Origin of the sequence: Streptomyces sp. NPDC008086 (genome assembly GCF_042957325.1) — a bacterium.
GTDB lineage: Bacteria > Actinomycetota > Actinomycetes > Streptomycetales > Streptomycetaceae > Streptomyces.
In genome coordinates this window covers 596,542-608,791 of record NZ_JBIBIA010000005.1, presented here as the reverse complement: position 1 = coordinate 608,791, position 12,250 = coordinate 596,542, and the positions used below count along the sequence as shown (strand labels likewise).

The window sequence follows — 12,250 nt, the reverse complement described above, 5'->3', positions numbered from 1 at the left end:
CTGTCGCGCGGACGGGCTACTCGGCGGCTATGGCGCGCAGGACGTCCAGTCGTGCGGCTCGGCGCGCCGGGCGTAGGCCTGCCAGGGCTCCTGCGGTCACGCCCACCAGGGCTACGACCAGGAGTTGCAGGGGTGGTATCGCGAAGGCGAAGGCGCTGTCGCTCGCGCCGTCGGAGGCCTTGACCAGGACCCAGCCGAGGAAGGCGCCGAGGGCGAGGCCGCCGACCGTGCCGAAGGCCGCCACGAGGACCGACTCCCAGCGGACCATCGCGCGCAGTTGGGGGCGGGTCTGGCCGACGGCCCGCAGGAGGCCGAGTTCGCGGGTGCGTTCGTGGACGGCGAGGGTGAGGGTGTTGGCGATGCCGAGGAGGGCGATGAGCACCGCGAGGGCCAGCAGCGCGTAGACGAGGGTGAGCATCATGTCTATTCCGCCGGCCGAGGACCGCGCGTACTCGTCCCGGGTCTGGACCTCGGGGTTGCCGTACCGGGCCGCGACCTTCTCCACCGCCGCCTTGCCCGTGTCCGTGTTCACGCCGTCCTTGAAGGAGACGGCGAGGAGGGTGTCGGCGTCCTGGGTGCGGTGCGGGGCCCAGGCCTCGCGGGTGATGACGTAGTCGCCGGCGAGTTCGGAGCGGCCGTAGACCGCTCGGACCGTGAAGGTCTCGGTACGGCCGTCGGTGAAGGTGAGGCGGGCCTGGTCGCCGGTCGTCAGGTGTTGCTTGTCGGCCTCCTTCCGGGTGATGGCCATGCCATGGGTGCCGAGGTCGGTGAGGGAGCCGTGGACGGTGCCGAGGTCGAAGGTGCGTTCCAGGGCGACCGGATCGGTGACGGTCAACGCCCTTCCCTTGCCGTCCACTTCGGCGACTCCGCGGCCGAGGCCGACGGCCGTGTCCACCTCGGGCAGCCGCTGGACCGCGGCGGCGAGGCGCGGGCTCAGGCCGCTGCCGCCCGCGCCGAACGACGGGGTGCTGACGGCCACGTCGCCCGCGAAGGACCGGGAGACCGTCTGGTCCATCGTCGCCTTCAGCGAGGCTCCGAAGACCGTGAAGAGGGACACGACGGCCACGCCGATCATCAGGGCGCCGGCGGTGGCGGCCGTGCGCTTCGGGCTGCGCAGGGCGTTGCGCCGGGCGAGGCCGCCGGTGACGCCGCGCAGTCGGTCGAGAGGGCCGCCGAGGATGCGTACGGCCGTCGTGGAGGCGACCGGGCCGAGGACCACGAAGGCGGCCAGGGCGAGGACGGCGCCGGTGCCCGCCAGCCAGAGGGACGGGGTCAGCAGGACTCCGCCGAGCGTCACGCCGAGCGCCAGGGCGATCAGGCCCATGCCCGTGACGGCTCGGGTCCTGGAGGCGCCGGAGGTGTCGACGGCCGTCTCGCGCAGGGCGGCCAGGGGTGCGGTGCGGCCGGCCCGGCGGGCGGGGAGCAGGGCGGAGCCGAGGCAGACCACGACGCCGACCGCGAGCGGCAGGGTCATGGAGAGAGGCTTCAGCACCAGGTCGGCCTCGGGGAAGGGGAATCCGATCGCCGGGAACAGGGCCTGGAGGCCGGCCGCGATGCCGATGCCGCCCGCGAGACCTGCCACCGACGCGGCGACGGCGACGGCGGTCGCCTCGACGAGGGTCGACGCGGTGAGCTGGCGGCGGGAGGCACCGAGGGCACGCAACAGGGCGTTCTCGCGGGTGCGTTGGGCCACGACGATCGCGAAGGTGTTGTGGATCGAGAAGGTCGCCACCAGGAGGGCCACACCGGAGAAGACCAGGAGGAAGGTGGTGAACAGGTTCAGGAACTGACTGGAGATCATGTCGGTGTTCTCGGCCGCCGACTCCTGGCCGGTGATGGCCTCGACACCGTCGGGCAGCACCGTCGTCAGTTCGTCGACGAGCTCCTGCTGGCTGGTGCCGGGAGCGGCCCGCACCTGGATGCTCGCGGCCTCCCCGGGGCGAGCCGTGAGGTACTTCTCGGCGTCGGCCCGGGTCATACCGGTGAACGTCACCTGTGCCATGCCGTCCTCGCCGCCGAAGGTCGCGAGGCCGACGATGGTCACCTTGACCGGGTCGGGTGTGCGCAGGGTCGTGGTGTCGCCGATCCTCAGGTCGCCGCGCTCGGCGGTCCCCCGGTTCACGACGACCTCGCCGGACTTCTGCGGGGCGCGGCCCTCGGCCAGGCGGTACGGGTTGAGCTGCGGGTCGGTGATCCAGTTTCCCGCGAGGGTGGGCGGGCCCTGGCCGCCGATGGGGTCGCCGTTCCGGCCGACGAGTTGACCGGCGCCCTGGATGTCGGGCGCGGCGGCGGCGACGCCGGGGGCCCGCTCGATCGTGGTGACGAGATCGGTGCCGACCGGTTCGCGTACGCCCTCGCTCTCGCCGGGCGTGGTGACGGCGTCGGCGCTGCGGACGACGGCGTCCGTGCCGCTGGTGGCGTTGCCGAACATGGTGTCGAAGCCGGCGCGCAGGGTGTCGCCCATGACGAGGGTTCCGGCGAGGAAGGCCACGCCGAGGAAGACCGCGAGGAACGTACCGGCGAAGCGGCGCTTGTGGGCGCGCAGGGAGGAGACGCTCAGGCGGACGGAGGCGTTCATGCCGTTCATGGCGTTCGCGGCGTTCATGAGGGCACCTCGAAGGCTTTCATGCGGTCCAGGACCCTGTCGGCGGTCGGGGCTTCCATACGGTCGACCAGGCGTCCGTCAGCGAGGAAGACGACCTCGTCGGCGTGGGCGGCGGCCACCGGGTCGTGGGTGACCATGACGACCGTGCGGGAGGTCTGGCGCACCGTGCGGCCGAGCAGGCCGAGCACCTCCTCGCCGGAGCGGGAGTCGAGGTTGCCGGTGGGCTCGTCGGCGAACACGACGTCCGGCTGCCCGGCGAAGGCCCGGGCCACGGCGACGCGCTGCTGCTGGCCGCCGGAGAGTTCGGAGGGGCGGTGGTGGAGCCGGTCGCGCAGGCCGACCACGTCGATCAGCGCGTCGATCCACTCCCGGTCGCCCTTGCCGCCCGCGAGGTCCAGCGGAAGGGTGATGTTCTCCGCGACGGTCAGCGTCGGCACCAGGTTGAAGGCCTGGAAGACGAAGCCGACGCGGTCGCGGCGCAGAAGGGTGAGGCGGCGGTCGTCGAGGCCGCCGAGGTCGGTGTCGCCGATGTGGGCGGTGCCCGAGGTGAGCGTGTCGAGGCCGGCGGCGCAGTGCATCAGGGTGGACTTGCCGGAGCCCGAGGGCCCCATGATCGCGGTGAAGCGGCCGACCGGGAAGTCGACGCTCACCCCGTCCAGGGCCCTCACGCTGGTGTCGCCGGTGCCGTACACCTTCACGGCGTCGACTACGCGGGCGGCCGTCGGCACGGTGGTCGTGACGGTCGCGGTCGTCATGCCGCACCGCCCTTGCCGCTGCGGCCGAACTGCTCGTCCAGGACGGACAGCCGGCGCCAGTACTCGTCCTCGTCGATCTCGCCGGAGGCGAAGCGGTGGCCGAGCACGGTGATGGGTGAGTTGTCGTCGGCGGCGGGCCGCCAGGGGCCGCGGCGTCCGCGCCACACGGTGCGTCGCAGCAGGGTGATGCCGCCGATCACGACGGCCGCCCAGATCAGCGGGAAGAGGAGGATCCACGGGCCGGGGCCGCCGTCGGCGAAGTGAGCCAGGGTCTGCATCTCGAGTCATCTCCCGAGTTCGGATGGTTCGTTCGGTGATGCTTCGAGGCTCGCGCCGGAAGGGGGTCCGAGTCGTCGTACGGCCAGCGGCAGTGTGCGTACCTCGTGGGGAGTAGGCGGGGCGGACTGCTCTGCTCCCCTGGGGCTCGACTTCTGTAACTACTAGTATGTACAGTGAGGGCATGAGCACCTCGGACACCCCGGACCGGCTGATCGAGTCCACCCGCGAACTGCTGTGGGAGCGCGGCTATGTGGGCACCAGCCCCAAGGCGATCCTGGAGCGTTCGGGCGCCGGGCAGGGCAGCATGTACCACCACTTCAAGGGGAAGCCGGATCTCGCACTGGCCGCGATCCGCCGTACCGCCGAGGAGATGCGGGCTACCGCCGCGGGAGTACTCCACGGGCCGGGCACGCCGTACGAGCGCATCGAGGCGTACCTGCGTCGCGAGCGCGATGTGCTGCGCGGCTGTCCGGTCGGCAGGCTGACGATGGACCCGGACGTGATCGCCAGCGACGAACTGCGGGCCCCGGTCGACGAGACGCTCGACTGGCTGCGCGAACGGCTCGCCGGGATCGTCGAGGAGGGCAAGGAGCGGGGACAGTTCGCGTCCGGGCTCGACGGTGAGGCGATCGCGGCGACGATCGTCGCGACCGTCCAGGGAGGCTATGTCCTCGCCCGGGCGTCCGGTTCGCCCGCCGCGTTCGACGTGGGCGTCCGGGGGCTGCTGTCCCTTCTCGCGCCGCACCAGGACCAAGGCCAGGACCAGGACCCGTACCAGCACCGTGACCGCTAGGAAGGCGCCCGATGCACGCGATGCAGTACGAGCTCACACTGCCTGCCGACTACGACATGCGGATCATCCGCCGTCGCGTCGCGAGCCGCGGGCATCTGCTCGACGACTGGCCGGGCTTGGGCCTCAAGGCGTACCTGACGCGCGAGCGCGGTGTGCACGGATCGCCGGTCAACCAGTACGCGCCGTTCTATCTGTGGAACACCGTCGCGGGGATGAACGCCTTCCTCTGGGGAGGCCCTTTCCAGGGCATCGTCGACGACTTCGGGCGGCCGTCGGTACGGCAGTGGTCCGGGCTGGCGTACGAGGAGGGCGGCGCCGCCGGCTCCCCCGGACGGGTCGCGGTGCTGCGGCGCCAACAGGTGCCGGACGGCGGACAGTTGAGCGACGTCATGGCGGAGGCGGCGCGGGAGACCGAGCGGATCGCCCGCGAGGGCGGCTCGGTGCTGTCGGCGGCTGCCGTGGACGCGAGCCGTTGGGAGCTGATCCACTTCTCCCTCTGGGAGAACGACACGCCCAAGGCCGACGGCGACAGGTACGAGGTGCTGCACGTCTCCGCGCCCGGGCGGGAACGGCCGCGGGGCTGACAAGGAAGTTCACAGCGAGGAGACCCGGACATGCCCTTCGTTCGCATCGACGCCCTGGGAGCCGATCCCGAGCGGCTGGACGCGCTCGGCCGTGCCGTGCACGACGCCCTGGTGGAGGCCGTCGGGATCCCGTCCGACGACCGGTTCCAGGTACTGGTCGGCCATGACGGCACCCACAGCACGCTCCGCTACGACCCCGACTATCTGGGCATCCACCGGGACGACGGCCTCGTCTACGTCACGATCACCCTGCGCTCCGGGCGGACCCCCGCGCAGAAGCAGGCCCTGTACCGGAGGATCGCCGAACTCGCCCACGACTACGCGGGGACCGAGCCACGGAACGTGTTCGTCAACCTGATCGAGAACGAGCCGATCAACTGGTCGTTCGGCGACGGGGTGGCGCAGTACGCCGACTCGCCCGCTCCCGTCGACTCCCCCGCCCCCGCCGACCTCACGTCTCCCTGAGGTCCAGGCGTCCGATCCGGGCCACGTTCTCCCGGTCCTCCGCGTCACCGCTGGCCTCGCCGGCGAACCAGGCGTCGAGGATCTCCTTGAGCAGGGGCTCGGACGTCAGGCGCAGGCTGAGGGCGAGCACGTTGGCGTCGTTCCAGCGGCGGGCGCCGTCCGCCGTGTAGGCGTCCGTGCACAGGGCCGCCCGTACGCCCGGCACCTTGTTCGCGGCGATCGACGCGCCCGTGCCGGTCCAGCAGCACACGACCGCCTGGTCCGCGCTTCCGTCGGCGACCTCGCGGGCGGCGGCCGCGGAGCAGGCGGCCCACTGGGGGTCGGCGCCGGGGCTGAGGGCGCCGTGGGTCACGACGTCGTGGCCGCGGCCGCGCAGCTCGGTGACGAGGAGGCGGGCGACGGGTTCGTCCATGTCCGAGGAGACCGAGATCCGCATGTGCCGAGCCTACCGCTGGGCATGCGCCCGCCCGGCCTGCGGCCGAGCATGGAGAGGAGCGGTGGGAACGGCCGAGGAGGAACCATGCCGACCCTGCACATCGAGCATCCGATCACGGACTTCGCCAAGTGGAAGACGGCCTTCGACCGGTTCGCCCCGGCACGCGCGGACGCGGGTGTACGCCACTACCGTGTCCAGCAGCCGGTCGACGACCCCGCGTACGTCGTCGTGGACCTCGACTTCGACGACGTGGCGGAGGCCGAGCGGTTCCTGGGGTTCCTGAGGTCGAGGGTGTGGTCGTCGTCCGAGAACGCGCCGGCGCTGGCCGGGTCGCCCCGGACGCGGATCCTGGAGACCGCCGACGAGCGGTGACCCAGGACCTGATCCCCCTAGGGCACCAGCGCCCCGAGCGGATCGTCCAGCACCGGCTGCCACGCCAACTCGGCCGCGCCGACCAGGCTGTTGTGGTCGAGGGTGCAGGCGAGGATCGGGACGCCGCCGCTCTGGCCCCACAGGCTGCGGTCGGCGACGACGGCGCGCAGGCGGTCGGGGTCGGTGTCGAGGAGGGTGCGGTGCAGGCCGCCCAGGATGATGCGGTCCGGGTTGAGGATGTTGACCAGGCCGGCCAGGCCCAGGCCGAGGCGGTCGATGAGGGCCTCGGTGGCCGTGCGGACCGCGGGGTCGTCGTACTGGGTGCGGATCAGGTCCTTGGCCTGCTGGAGCAGGGAGCCCTCGGGGCCGGGCTCACGGCCGGCCGCGGTGAGCAGTGCCAGCGGGTCGGTCTCGACGTCCAGGCAGCCGCGGCTGCCGCAGTGACAGGGTCTCCCCTCGGGGTGCACGGTGAGGTGGCCGACCTCCAGTGCCAGGCCCGAACTGCCGGTGTGCAGACGGCCGTCCAGCACCAGCGCGCCACCGACACCCCGGTGCCCGGTGGCCACGCACAGCAGGTCGCGGGAGCCGCGCCCGGCGCCGTGCCGGTGCTCGGCGAGGGCGGCGAGGTTGACGTCGTTGGCAGCGAAGGCCGGTTCGGTGATGCCGGCCGCGCGGACGCACTCCGTGAAGATCCGGCGTACCGGCGCGCCCGCGGGCCAGGCGAGGTGGAGGGGGTTCAGCGCCAGGCCGTCGGGTTCCGCGACCGCGGAGGGGACGGCGAGTCCGGCGCCGACGCAGCGCCGGCCGGTCGCGCGCAGCAGGTCGGCGCCGGCCTCGACCACCGAGCCGAGGACCTTCGCCGGATCGGCGTCGATCGTCTCGCGGCCGGGCGCGGTGGCGACGATACGACCGCCGAGGCCGACCAGTGCGGCCCGGAACCCGTCGGCGTGCACCTGTGCGGCGAGGACGACCGGGCCGTCCTCGGCGACCGCCAGCCGGTGGGAGGGCCGCCCCTGCGAGCCGGCGGCCGCGCCGGGCCGGGCGTCGACCCGGATCAGCCCGAGGGCCTCCAGTTCGGCGGCGACCGCGCCGGCGGTGGCCCGGGTCACGCCGAGTTCGGCGGTGAGGACGGCGCGCGTGGGGGCGCGTCCGGTGTGCACGAGCTCCAACGCGGGTCCGAGCGCACCGCGCCCTCGGTCCAGCCGCGTCCTCGAGGTGGTCCCTTCCCCCGCCGTCCGGGGGTCCGCCTTGCCGCTCATGAGGGCGAGTCTCCCATGATCCGCAGGTGCCGGGGCCTACCGGCCGCTCACTCTGAGCGTGATGTTCAGCCGCCCGGTCAGCCCCAACTCCGGCGGTGCGGTGCCCGGCTGCACCTTCGGCACACCGTGGTGGGCCAGCCGCGCCGGGCCGCCGAACACGAACAGGTCGCCGCTGCGCAGCTCGACGTCCGTGTACGGCCGGGTCCGGGTCTCGGGGTTGCCGAAGCGGAAGACGCAGGTGTCGCCGAGGCTCAGGGACACCACCGGGGCGTCGGAGTGCTCGTCGCTGTCGCGGTGCATGCCCATGCGGCGTCGGCGTCGTAGAAGTTGATCAGGGCGATGTCGTACGCGGCCGCCGTGTACGCGGCCCGCGGCTCGCCCAGTGCGTCGCGGACCGCGCGGCGGCCCAGCTCGCCCAGCCAGTCGGGGAAGGGTTTCACCGGGGCTCCGTCGCCGTCGACGACCGTACGGGCGTAGCCGTACGGGTACCAGTGCCAGCCGAGGCAGACCTGGCGGGCGGTCATGGTGCCGCCGCCGGGGGTGCGCACCGTGCGCAGTCCGGCCGGTGGCCGGGCCCAGGTGCGGCAGGCCTCCAGCAGCTCGCGCTGCAGGCCCGGATCCAGCCAGTCGGGCACATGGACCGCGCCCGGCGCGACCTGCGTGCGCTCCCGGGGGAACAGCTCGGCCTCCATGCCTCCCATCCTCCCTCACCGGCGTCGAGCCGCGGCCCGGGGCGTGCCTGGCCTTCGCCGGGGTCGCTTAGCCTTGACGCACGATGAACGACCGTATGACGACGCCCTGGGGCGAGCTCGCGCTGACCCGTTTCCCCGAGGACCCCCGTGAGAGGCTGCGCGCCTGGGACGCCTCCGACGAGTACCTCCTGAGGCATCTCGCCGAGCGGGAGGTGCCGCTGTCCGGGACGGTCGTGGTCGTCGGTGACCGTTGGGGCGCCCTGGTCACGGCGCTCGCGGCGCACGGCCCGGTGCAGATCACCGACTCCTACCTGACCCAGGAGGCGACCCGGGCCAACCTCGACCGGCACGGTGTCGAGCCCGGCACCGTGCGCCTCCGCACCACGCAGGACCCACCGCCGGAGCGGGTCGATGTGCTGCTCGTGCGCGTACCGAAGAGCCTGGCGCTGCTGGAGGACCAGCTGCTGCGGCTGGCGCCCGCGGTGCACGAGGGCACGGTGGTGGTCGGCACCGGGATGGTGAAGGAGATCCACACCTCGACGCTCCAGCTGTTCGAGCGGATCCTCGGCCCCACCCGCACCTCGCTCGCCGAGCGGAAGGCCCGGCTGATCTTCTGCACGCCCGAGCCGTCCGTGGAGCGGCCCGCGAACCCGTGGCCGTACGTCTACGGCCTCCCCGACGGCATCGGCCCGGTCTCCGGGCGCACGGTCGTCAATCACGCGGGTGTCTTCTGTGCCGACCGGCTCGACATCGGTACGCGGTTCTTCCTGGGACATCTGCCCGGCGGCCGGGGCGGCCGGCGCGTGGTGGACCTGGGGTGCGGCAACGGTGTCGTCGGTACGGCGATGGCCCTGGCGAATCCGGACGCCGAGGTGCTGTTCGTGGACGAGTCGTTCCAGGCCGTGGCCTCGGCGGAGGCGACGTACCGGGCGAACGGGGTGCCGGGGCACGCCGAGTTCCGGGTGGGGGACGGGCTGGCGGGGGTGCCGGCCGGGAGTGTGGACCTCGTGCTGAACAATCCGCCGTTCCACTCCCACCAGGCGACGACCGACTCGACGGCGTGGCGGATGTTCGCGGGGGCGCGGCGCGCGCTGCGGCCGGGCGGCGAGCTGTGGGTGGTCGGCAACCGGCATCTCGGCTACCACGTGAAGCTGCGGCGGCTGTTCGGCAACAGTCAACTGGTCGCCGGGGACCCGAAGTTCGTGGTGCTCAGGGCCGTCAAGCGGTAGCCGTCACGGTCTCCGGCGCCAGGACCCGGATGATGTCGGCCACCGCCCGCACCATCGCCTCCCGGCCGACGCTCAGGTACTTGCGTGAGTCGACCGCCTCGGGGTGGGCGGCGAGGAAGTCCCGGATCGCTCCCGTCATGGCGATGTTGAGGGCCGTGCCGACGTTGACCTTGGCGATGCCGCCCGCGACGGCCGCGGTCAGTTCGCCGTCGGGGACGCCGGAGGAGCCGTGCAGGACGAGGGGGACGTCCAGGGCGTCGGCCAGGCGCTTGAGGAGGTCGTGGTCGAGGGTGGCGGTGCGGGTGGTCATGGCGTGCGAGCTGCCGACGGCGACGGCGAGGGCGTCGACGCCGGAGCCGGCGACGAAGGCGTGGGCCTCGGCCGGGTCGGTGCGGGCGCCCGGGGCGTGGGCATCGAGGGGCGGCTCACCGTTCTTGCCGCCCAGCCGCCCCAACTCGGCTTCGATCCACAGCCCTTGGGCGTGCGCCCAGTCCACGGCGGTCTTCGTCGCGGCGAGGTTGTCGGCGTACGGCAGTCTGGCCGCGTCGTACATCACGGAGCTGAACCCGGCGTCCGGCGCCTGACGCAGCAGGTCGTCGCTCTGGATGTGGTCGAGGTGCAACGCGACGGGCACGGCGGCGTGTTCGGCGGCGGCGACGGCGGCGCGGGCGAGCGGGAGGAGGCGTCCGTAGCGGAACTTGACGGCGTTCTCGCTGACTTGGAGGACGACGGGTGAACCCACCGACTCCGCACCGGCGATGACGGCCTCGATGTGCTCCAGGGTGATGACGTTGAAGGCGGCGACGGCGGAGCGGGCTGCGGCGGCGCGGGTGATGAGCTCGCCGGTGGTCACGAGGGGCACGGCCTGTCCTTTCTCGGCGTGTGCGGGGTGAGGCGCGTGTCAGGGGGTGAGGATCACCGAGCGGGTGAGGTGGCGTGGCCGGTCCGGGTCGAGGCCTCGGGCCGCGGCCACGGCGACCGCGAGGCGCTGGGCACGGACCAGTTCGGCGAGCGGGTCGAGGCGGCCCTCGATCCACCGTCCGCCGGTGGATCGCACCTGTTCGGCCAGTCCCTCGGGTGCCTCACCGAACATCCAGGTGGCGGTGCCGCTCGTGGTGATGCTGATCGGGCCGTGCCGGTACTCCATGGCCGGGTAGGCCTCGGTCCAGGCGAGGGACGCCTCGCGCATCTTCAGCCCGGCCTCGTTGGCGAGTCCCACGGTCCAGCCCCGGCCGAGGAAGGTGAACTGCCCGCATTCCACGAGCCCGTCGGGCAGGTCGTCGGCGAGCGCGGTGCGGGCGTCGGCCACGACGGCGTCGGTGTGCAGGCCGAGGTGGGCGCGGAGCAGGGTGAGGGCGGTGGTGGCGAAGCGGGTCTGCACGACGGAGCGTTCCTCGGCGTAGTCGAGGACGACGACGTCGTCGGCGGCCGTCATGACGGGCGTGTCCGGGTCGGCGGTCAGTGCCGTGGTGGGCGTACGTCCCTTCAACTCACCCAGCAGGTCGAGCACTTCGGTCGTCGTGCCGGAGCGGCTCAGGGCGAGGACCCGGTCGTAGGCGCGTCCCTGCGGGAACTCCGAGGCGGCGAAGGCGTCCGTCTCTCCCCGGCCGCATCCCTCGCGCAGTGCGGCGAAGGCCTGTGCCATGAAGTACGACGTCCCGCAGCCGACGACCGCGACCCGCTCCCCCGGTTCGGGCAGGGCCCCGCCGAGGCCGGTCGCCTCGGTCGCCGCGCGGGTCCAGCACTCGGGCTGGCTGTTGAGCTCGTCCTCGACATGCGTCATGCCGCCGTCCTTCACGCTCTCGATGAGCATCGCCATGATGGTGATTGTTCTTGCAAGATATCGCTAGTTTTCGAGCAGAATCAAGCATTGCGCTGGAGAGGGGTGCGCTAAGGTCGCCGGAGATCGGGGAAAGATCGAGGAATGGAGGGCGGATGTCGCGCGACGCCCGCTGGAAGGCGCTGCTGGAGCTGCTCGTGGAGCGGGGCCGGCTGGACGTCGAGGAGGCGGCGGCCGAGCTGGCGGTCTCGGCCGCGACGATCCGCCGCGACTTCGATCAGCTCGCCGAGCAGCAGATGCTCGTCCGCACGCGGGGCGGCGCGGTCGTGCACGGAGTGTCGTACGAACTGCCGCTGCGCTACAAGACCGCCCGGCACGCCTCCGAGAAGCAGCGCATCGCCAAGGCGGTGGCCGACCTCATCGCGCCCGGCGAGGCGGTCGGGCTGACCGGCGGCACGACGACCACCGAGGTGGCGCGCGCCCTGGCCGTGCGCAGTGACCTGGTGTCCGGCACGCCCGCGCTGACCGTCGTCACCAACGCGCTCAACATCGGCAACGAGCTGGCCGTCCGCCCCCAGTTCAAGATCGTGCTCACCGGCGGGGTCGCGCGCCCGCAGTCGTACGAGCTCATCGGGCCACTCGCGGACGGGGTGCTGTCCCAGATCACCCTCGACGTGGCGGTCCTCGGGGTCGTCGGCTTCGACGCCACACACGGCGCCGCCGCGCACGACGAGGCGGAGGCGGCGATCAACCGGCTGCTGTGCGAGCGTGCCGAGCGAGTGGTCGTGGCCGCCGACTCCAGCAAGCTGGGCCGGCGGGCGTTCGCCCGGATCTGCGCGGCCGACGCGGTGGACACGCTGGTCACGGACACGGCGGCCACGCCCGAGACCGTACGGCTCTTCGAGGAGGCGGGTCTGCGGGTCATCGCGGTCTGAAGCCCTGGGCGGTGTCCGCACGGTCCCGTCGTCCGCGCGGAGGGCAGGCCCCCGGTGCTGACGCAA

Annotated in this window: 13 protein-coding genes and 1 pseudogene; 6 read left to right on the top strand and 8 right to left on the bottom strand. The window is 72.8% G+C overall.

Features of this window, described 5'->3' with window-relative positions; all coding sequences use genetic code 11:
* Positions 1 to 16 precede the first annotated feature (16 nt).
* Genes ACFZBP_RS20565 through ACFZBP_RS20555 form a run of 3 tightly spaced genes read right to left on the bottom strand, consistent with a single transcriptional unit; the run spans position 17 to position 3,638 of the window.
* Positions 17 to 2,578, bottom strand: coding sequence for an FtsX-like permease family protein (locus ACFZBP_RS20565; RefSeq protein WP_391415124.1), 2,562 nt, complete (start codon positions 2,576 to 2,578; stop codon positions 17 to 19).
* Between the two features lie 23 nt (positions 2,579 to 2,601).
* On the bottom strand, positions 2,602 to 3,360 hold the full coding sequence (locus tag ACFZBP_RS20560; RefSeq protein ID WP_383449086.1) for an ABC transporter ATP-binding protein: 759 nt from the start codon (positions 3,358 to 3,360) through the stop codon (positions 2,602 to 2,604).
* Positions 3,357 to 3,638 carry an SHOCT domain-containing protein gene (locus ACFZBP_RS20555; RefSeq protein WP_062717299.1) on the bottom strand — a complete coding sequence of 94 codons (282 nt, stop codon included), beginning with the start codon at positions 3,636 to 3,638 and terminating at the stop codon, positions 3,357 to 3,359. The genes ACFZBP_RS20560 and ACFZBP_RS20555 overlap by 4 nt, the downstream gene beginning before the upstream one ends.
* 167 nt (positions 3,639 to 3,805) lie before the next feature.
* On the opposite strand from ACFZBP_RS20555, the gene ACFZBP_RS20550 reads away from it, so the two are divergent.
* From ACFZBP_RS20550 to ACFZBP_RS20540, 3 genes are read left to right on the top strand one after another with little or no spacing between them, the layout of a single operon-like run.
* Positions 3,806 to 4,432 (top strand): TetR/AcrR family transcriptional regulator, encoded by a 627-nt coding sequence (locus ACFZBP_RS20550; protein ID WP_383449083.1) that lies wholly within the window; start codon positions 3,806 to 3,808, stop codon positions 4,430 to 4,432.
* An 11-nt stretch (positions 4,433 to 4,443) separates the two neighbouring features.
* Positions 4,444 to 5,016 (top strand): DUF4865 family protein, encoded by a 573-nt coding sequence (locus tag ACFZBP_RS20545; protein ID WP_391414884.1) that lies wholly within the window; start codon positions 4,444 to 4,446, stop codon positions 5,014 to 5,016.
* A 30-nt stretch (positions 5,017 to 5,046) separates the two neighbouring features.
* Positions 5,047 to 5,481, top strand: a complete 435-nt coding sequence (locus tag ACFZBP_RS20540; protein ID WP_383449079.1) for a tautomerase family protein — start codon at positions 5,047 to 5,049, stop codon at positions 5,479 to 5,481.
* On the opposite strand, the gene ACFZBP_RS20535 is transcribed toward ACFZBP_RS20540, so the two are convergent.
* Positions 5,468 to 5,917, bottom strand: a complete 450-nt coding sequence (locus ACFZBP_RS20535) for an RpiB/LacA/LacB family sugar-phosphate isomerase (protein WP_383449077.1) — start codon at positions 5,915 to 5,917, stop codon at positions 5,468 to 5,470. The genes ACFZBP_RS20540 and ACFZBP_RS20535 overlap by 14 nt on opposite strands.
* Positions 5,918 to 6,001: 84 nt before the next feature.
* Between ACFZBP_RS20535 and ACFZBP_RS20530 the strand changes: the two genes are divergently transcribed.
* On the top strand, positions 6,002 to 6,289 hold the full coding sequence (locus ACFZBP_RS20530; RefSeq protein WP_383449075.1) for a hypothetical protein: 288 nt from the start codon (positions 6,002 to 6,004) through the stop codon (positions 6,287 to 6,289).
* 17 nt (positions 6,290 to 6,306) lie between these two features.
* Here ACFZBP_RS20530 and ACFZBP_RS20525 read toward each other — a convergent pair whose 3' ends face one another.
* Positions 6,307 to 7,548, bottom strand: a complete 1,242-nt coding sequence (locus tag ACFZBP_RS20525; protein WP_383449072.1) for an ROK family protein — start codon at positions 7,546 to 7,548, stop codon at positions 6,307 to 6,309.
* A 36-nt stretch (positions 7,549 to 7,584) separates the two neighbouring features.
* Positions 7,585 to 8,240, bottom strand: a pseudogene (locus ACFZBP_RS20520) (alpha-ketoglutarate-dependent dioxygenase AlkB family protein).
* 95 nt (positions 8,241 to 8,335) lie between these two features.
* Between ACFZBP_RS20520 and ACFZBP_RS20515 the strand changes: the two are divergent.
* On the top strand, positions 8,336 to 9,469 hold the full coding sequence (locus tag ACFZBP_RS20515) for a methyltransferase (protein WP_391415122.1): 1,134 nt from the start codon (positions 8,336 to 8,338) through the stop codon (positions 9,467 to 9,469).
* On the opposite strand, the gene ACFZBP_RS20510 is transcribed toward ACFZBP_RS20515, so the two are convergent.
* Together ACFZBP_RS20510 and ACFZBP_RS20505 are read right to left on the bottom strand one after the other, a co-directional pair.
* The gene (locus tag ACFZBP_RS20510; RefSeq protein WP_391414880.1) at positions 9,459 to 10,331 is read right to left on the bottom strand and encodes a ketose-bisphosphate aldolase; all 873 of its coding nucleotides are present in this window, start codon (positions 10,329 to 10,331) and stop codon (positions 9,459 to 9,461) included. The genes ACFZBP_RS20515 and ACFZBP_RS20510 overlap by 11 nt on opposite strands.
* A 39-nt stretch (positions 10,332 to 10,370) precedes the next feature.
* Positions 10,371 to 11,252: an SIS domain-containing protein gene (locus tag ACFZBP_RS20505; protein WP_391415120.1), complete on the bottom strand. Its 882-nt coding sequence runs from the start codon at positions 11,250 to 11,252 to the stop codon at positions 10,371 to 10,373.
* Positions 11,253 to 11,404: 152 nt separating this feature from the next.
* On the opposite strand from ACFZBP_RS20505, the gene ACFZBP_RS20500 reads away from it, so the two are divergent.
* Positions 11,405 to 12,184 carry a DeoR family transcriptional regulator gene (locus ACFZBP_RS20500; protein WP_391414878.1) on the top strand — a complete coding sequence of 260 codons (780 nt, stop codon included), beginning with the start codon at positions 11,405 to 11,407 and terminating at the stop codon, positions 12,182 to 12,184.
* Positions 12,185 to 12,250: the final 66 nt, after the last annotated feature.